A 5,899-nucleotide genomic window follows, 5' to 3' on the forward strand; every position below is an offset into this window, starting at 1 on the left:
TTTTTGAAGACAACAGTTTCAGCATCGGAAACACCCCGCTGGTTCATTTGCAGCGGCTTGGCAAAGATCTGAATGCCAAGATATTCGCCAAAGTGGAGGGCCGAAATCCGGGGTATTCGGTGAAGTGCCGAATCGGCGCCAGCATGGTGTGGGACGCGGAGAAACGCGGGGTGCTCAAGCCCGGCGGGACAATTGTAGAGCCAACCTCCGGTAACACGGGGATAGCTTTGGCTTTTGTCGCCGCGGCCCGGGGATACAAACTGATTCTGACCATGCCCGAGACCATGAGCGTGGAACGCCGGCAAGTATTGAAGGCCTTTGGGGCGCTCGTGGTGCTCACCCCCGGCGAGCAGGGAATGCCTGGAGCCATCCGGCAAGCAGAAACACTCCTTCAGGAAAACCCCCAATACTTTATGCCCCAGCAGTTTAAGAATCCGGCCAACCCCGAGATTCACTACCGAACGACCGGCCCAGAGATCTGGAACGACCTGGATGGGAAAATCGACGTTTTTGTCGCGGGCGTCGGTACGGGCGGGACAATTACCGGCGTTGCCCGCTACTTCAAGAAGGCGAAAAGGAAGGTTGTTGAAATCGTTGCCGTTGAGCCCGCCGCTTCTGCAGTGCTTTCCGGCGGCCAGCCCGGTCCTCACAAGATTCAGGGCATTGGCGCGGGGTTTGTCCCCGATGTCTTGGATCTGAGCCTCATAGACAAGATCGAGCAGGTCACCAACGAGGAGGCCTTTGAGATAGCCCGCAGACTTGCCCGCCAAGAGGGTCTCATCAGCGGGATCAGTTGCGGGGCCGCCGCCTCCGTCGCGCTGCGTCTCGCTGAGCGCGCCGAGTATAAAGGGAAAAACATCGTTGTCGTTCTTCCTGATTCGGGAGAACGGTACTTGTCCACACCGTTGTTCGAGGGATAAGTGTTCCACGGACAAACTTGAGGGAGATGATTCTCAGATGCCGGATACCACGCATTATGGACTTGGCACACAAGCCCTTCACGCCGGACAGGAGCCTGATCCGGCTACCGGAGCGCGCGCAGTGCCCATTTACCAGACCACGTCGTTTGTCTTCGAGAGCGCGGAACATGCCGCGCGCCTGTTCGGACTCGAGGAATTCGGGAACATCTACAGCCGCATTATGAATCCGACGGTGGATGTGTTTGAGAAGCGGATGGCAGCCCTGGAAGGAGGCGTCGGCGCGCTCGGCTTGTCCTCCGGCAGTGCGGCGATAACGCTGGCCGCGCTGAACATCGCGAAGGCGGGCCAGAATATCGTCTCATCTTCAACGCTTTACGGCGGGACCTATAACCTGTTTGCGCACACCTTCAAGGATTTGGGGATCGAGGCGCGTTTTGTCGATGCGCGCGAGCCGGGAAACTTCGCCGAGGCCATTGACGGCGACACGCGCTTCCTCTTTTGCGAAACGATTGGCAACCCGGCGTGCGACGTGCCCGATATCGAGACCATCGCGGATATCGCTCACGATTCCGGCATTCCCCTTATGGTCGACAACACGGCGGCGTCGCCGATGCTGTTCCGGCCGATTGAACACGGCGCCGACATTGTGGTGCATTCGGCCACGAAAGTAATAGGCGGGCATGGCACCTCGATCGGGGGCGTTATCGTGGATGGCGGCACCTTCGACTGGAACAATGGGAAGTTCCCCGAACTCACGGAACCCTGCGAAAGCTATCACGGCATGAGGTTCTATGAGGCCATGAAGCCGCTGGGAAACATCTCGTATATCATCAAAGCTCGGGTGACCCTGCTGCGCGACATGGGTCCCTGCCTGTCGCCCTTTAACGCGTTTCTGCTCCTGCAAGGTCTCGAGACGCTGCATTTGCGTGTGCCCCGGCACTCGGAAAACGCGTTGAAGGTCGCTCAACACCTTGACGGACACCCGTCCGTCGAATGGGTCTGCTACCCCGGCCTGAAGAACCACCCGGATCACAAACGCGCGCTCAAATACATGCCAGGAGGCCAGGGCGCCATCCTTACGTTCGGCGCCAAGGCCGGTTACGAAGGGGCGAAGAAGTTCATCAACGGCGTAAAGCTGGCCTCTCACCTGGCCAATATCCTGGATGCCAAGACCCTCGTCATCCATCCTGCTTCCACGACGCACCAGCAGCTTTCACGGAAGGAACAGGAAGACGCGGGCGTGACGCCCAATATGATCCGCGTATCGGTTGGAATCGAGGATGTCGAGGATATCATCGCCGACCTCGATCAAGCTCTGGAACGCGCGGGAAGGTAGTGGTATACTAAATGGGCGCGGTACCTCTCACCAGGGATCGCGCCCGTTTTTTTGATAAAGGCATATCCGAAGCCGAGGAAGCAGGCATGATTGAGGAAGGCTCGATCGGCATAGTCAAATCCCAGCAATTCCAGTTTGCCGAACCGCCCAACCAGCTTGAACTGGACTGTGGCCGAAAACTGGGCCCCGTTACCCTGGCATACGAAACTTACGGCGCCCTGAACGCGGCTAAGTCTAATGCTATCTTGATATTACATGCGCTGACGGGCGACGCTCACGCTGCAGGGTACCACACACCCACCGACCCGAAGCCCGGTTGGTGGGACAACATGATCGGCCCCGGAAAGGGTTTCGATACCGACAGGTACTTCGTGATCTGCTCGAACTGCCTTGGCGGCTGCCGCGGCACCACTGGTCCCTACTCGATCAATCCCGAGACCGGCAGGCCCTATGGGCTCACCTTTCCAATAGTCACCATTGGCGACATGGTCCGCGCGCAGCGTCGGCTCATCGAGCACCTGGGTATCGAGAATCTCCTGTCCGTGGCTGGCGGCTCGATGGGCGGCATGCAGGTCCTCGAGTGGCTCACGCGCTACCCTGACATTGTCCGTTCGGGCATCTGTATCGCGTCCGGACCTCACAATGGCGCGCAGGCGATCGCGTTTGATGCCGTGGGGAGGCATGCCGTGCAGGCGGACCCCGCTTTCCGAGACGGCAACTATTACGGCGGAGACGGCCCCGTTCAGGGCCTGTCGATTGCCCGCATGCTCGGACACATTACCTACCTTTCCGATGAGACCATGCGCGCGAAATTCGGCCGGTCCCTGCGCGGAAAAACCGAGTACAGTTACGACTTCGGCAGCGAGTTCAGCGTCGAGACTTATCTGGATTACCAAGGGGAGAAATTCGTTAACCGCTTTGACGCCAATAGTTATCTCTATATTACCAAGGCCTGCGACTATTTCGATCTAATCTCCGCGTACGGTTCACTTGATAAGGCCTTTGCCCGGGTTAAGTCCCGCGTAATGGTGCTTTCTTTTTCCTCGGACTGGCTGTACCCCCCCTACCAGTCCCGCGAAATGGTCGATTCACTTAGCCGAAACCGGAAAGAAGTCACCTACTGCAACATTCATTCGGACTACGGTCACGATGCCTTCCTGCTTGAGGTGGATGCGATGAAGGACCTCATTGCCGGCTTCCTCGAACACACGCTTGACCCGCGGTTGAAAGCGAAAGAAGACAACCCGGAAACATCGGTCTCGGAAGAAGCGAGTGATCCGGTACCTCAGTCCAACGAGAGCATCTATAAAGGGCCGCGCGTTGATTACGATCTCATCGTCGACTTGGTCGACCCCGAAAGCCGCGTCCTCGACATCGGATGCGGAGACGGGGAACTCCTTCACCGTCTTGTCTGCCAGAAGCAGGTTGATGGGATGGGACTCGAGGTTTCGGAACCCAATATCATCCGCTGCGTTAACCGCGGCATCTCCGTGGTTCAGGCGGATATCGACAAGGGCTTGAGCGCCATTCCGGACCAGAGCTACGACTTCGTCATCCTCAGCATGACCCTGCAGGTTATCAAGAAACCCGAACAGGCGATCCGTGAAGTGCTGCGCGTGGGCAAGAAGTGCATTATCAGCTTCCCGAATTTCGGATTCTGGAAGGTTCGCGCGATGCTCGCCTTTCAGGGTATGGCGCCGGTCACCCGCAGCCTCCCCTATTCCTGGTATTCCACCCCCAACCGCAGCGTATTGTCCGTCAAAGACTTCCGCCAGTTTTGCCATACCCACAACATACGCATCGAACGGGAGATCCCGCTCTCGAGTTCCGGCCGGGGCGTTATCGTCCGCCAATGGCCCAACCTCTTTGCAGACGAAGCCGTTTACGTCATCACCGCGAAAACCTGAACTGCGCAAACAGACACGGATTGACAACGGGCGCCCGTCCCTATCTTCCGGGAAAGAGCGGTTCAAGGAAGTTGCTGAGGCCGTCAATGTATCGCTGCCCCGTTTCTGAATAGCCATCGTTGTGGTTGCCGGCAATTTCGAGGAATGTCTTGGGTTCAGGGGCCATCTCGAAAAGGGCTTTCCCGTGATGATAAGGCACGATATCGTCGTCCGGGCTATGTACGATTAGCAGGGGGGCGGTGACACGTCCGATCTTGTCTTCGGTTTCGAAGCGGTGGCGGAGCAGGAGATTGACGGGGAAGAACGGGAACGCCTCTTTGCCCATGGTTACCGCGGATGTAAAGGTGCTCTCAAGGATGACGGCCCCCGGCGTAACCTCGGAGGCCAGGTCGGCGGCGACGGCGCCGCCCAAGCTCCGCCCGAAGAGGACCACACGTTCGGGAGCCACGCCGCGCTCTTCGGTCAGCCACTGCCAAAAGGCCCTGATGTCTTTGTAACAGCGTCTTTCCGAAGGTTTTCCGGTGCTGTTTCCGTAGCCGCCATAGTCGTAAATCAGGACGTCGAAGCCGAGATCGCGCCAAATTGCGATGCCGCCCATCCGGCCGCTGATATTGCCGCCGTTGCCGTGGGAATACAGGATCACTCCGCGCGGCTGGTCCACGGGAATGTACCAACCGTGGGTCGTCTGGCCGTCCACGGGCAGGGCGACGTCCTGGTAGTCCCAGCCAGCCTCGGCGGGCGCCCATAGCATGCCGCGGGTTGCTGGAAAAACCATAGCGCGCTGCGCGGCTCCTACAAGCGCCACCAAGCCCCCAAGCACTAATCCCCCAAGCGCAATTGTCCAGATCATCCGGCCCCTCCAGCCCATGGTTACACGCCTTTCCGGGTGAGTTCCCGCACAGTCTGCCGAGCGACGATTTTGTCTCGCATCAGGCTGATGGGATATTGTATGATGTTGTCTTGGAAATCAAAATGCACCCAAGAGGGGGAACTACCATGACTGAGTATAATATTCTACTCGATGCCAAGAAGATGCCGGATGCGTGGTATAACGTCGCACCGGACCTGCCAGCGCCGATGAAGCCGCCGCTTCATCCCGCGACACACAAGCCATTAAACCCATCTGATCTCGCTCCGATTTTCCCAATGGCGCTGATCGAGCAGGAAATGTCGGCCAAGCCGATGATCTCGATTCCAGGCGAGGTGATGGACATCTACCGCCTGTACCGTCCCACCCCGCTGCGCCGCGCACACCGCCTCGAAAAGATGCTGGGCACACCGGCCAAGATCTTCTATAAGAACGAAAGCGTCACCCCTTCGGGCAGCCACAAGGTCAACACCTCCGTGCCGCAAGCCTATTACAACAAGAAGGAAGGGGTAAACGAACTCTGCACCGAGACCGGCGCGGGCCAGTGGGGCACCGCTCTCTCGATCGCATGCTCGATGTTCGATATGAAATGCACGGTGTACATGGTTCGCGTCAGTTTCGAGCAGAAACCGTACCGTCGCATCCTGATGCAAACGTACGGTGCGGACGTGCTATCGAGTCCCACCGACACCACCGAGAGCGGCCGGAACTTCCTGGCGAAGTTCCCCGGCACCACGGGAAGCCTCGGCATGGCCATCTCCGAAGCGGTGGAAGCGGCGGTTACGAGCGGAGGCAAGGCCAAGTACAGCCTCGGCAGCGTGCTGAACCACGTGCTGTTGCACCAGACCGTGATTGGTCTCGAGGCCAA

The 5,899-nt window shown here is 58.5% G+C and carries 5 protein-coding genes; 4 read left to right on the top strand and 1 reads right to left on the bottom strand.

Features of this window, described 5'->3' with window-relative positions; genetic code table 11:
* From cysK to PLJ71_19250, 3 genes are all read left to right on the top strand, one after another.
* A partial coding sequence (gene cysK / locus PLJ71_19240) for a cysteine synthase A (GenBank protein HQM50827.1) occupies positions 1-920 on the top strand: 920 nt, incomplete at its 5' end.
* A gap of 37 nt (positions 921-957) precedes the next feature.
* Complete coding sequence (locus PLJ71_19245) at positions 958-2,256, top strand: O-acetylhomoserine aminocarboxypropyltransferase/cysteine synthase (GenBank protein HQM50828.1); 1,299 nt, start codon at positions 958-960, stop codon at positions 2,254-2,256.
* An 86-nt stretch (positions 2,257-2,342) separates the two neighbouring features.
* Entirely contained in the window at positions 2,343-4,163 is a 1,821-nt protein-coding gene (locus PLJ71_19250) for a homoserine O-acetyltransferase (protein HQM50829.1), read from the top strand.
* Between the two features lie 40 nt (positions 4,164-4,203).
* On the opposite strand, the gene PLJ71_19255 is transcribed toward PLJ71_19250, so the two are convergent.
* Entirely contained in the window at positions 4,204-5,013 is an 810-nt protein-coding gene (locus PLJ71_19255) for an alpha/beta hydrolase (GenBank protein ID HQM50830.1), read from the bottom strand.
* 146 nt (positions 5,014-5,159) lie between these two features.
* Here PLJ71_19255 and PLJ71_19260 point away from each other — a divergent pair.
* Positions 5,160-5,899, top strand: a 740-nt coding sequence (locus PLJ71_19260; GenBank protein HQM50831.1) for a TrpB-like pyridoxal phosphate-dependent enzyme, incomplete at its 3' end; no start/stop codon positions are given.

It is taken from the genome of Candidatus Hydrogenedentota bacterium (genome assembly GCA_035416745.1).
Classification (GTDB): Bacteria; Hydrogenedentota; Hydrogenedentia; order Hydrogenedentales; family SLHB01; genus UBA2224.

Bases quoted from the DNA above. Each gene is read 5' to 3' on its own strand.
- PLJ71_19245 (HQM50828.1), top strand. From the start codon at position 958: ATGCCGGATACCACGCATTATGGACTTGGCACACAAGCCCTTCACGCC.
- PLJ71_19250 (HQM50829.1), top strand. From the start codon at position 2,343: ATGATTGAGGAAGGCTCGATCGGCATAGTCAAATCCCAGCAATTCCAG.
- PLJ71_19255 (HQM50830.1), bottom strand. From the start codon at position 5,013: ATGATCTGGACAATTGCGCTTGGGGGATTAGTGCTTGGGGGCTTGGTG.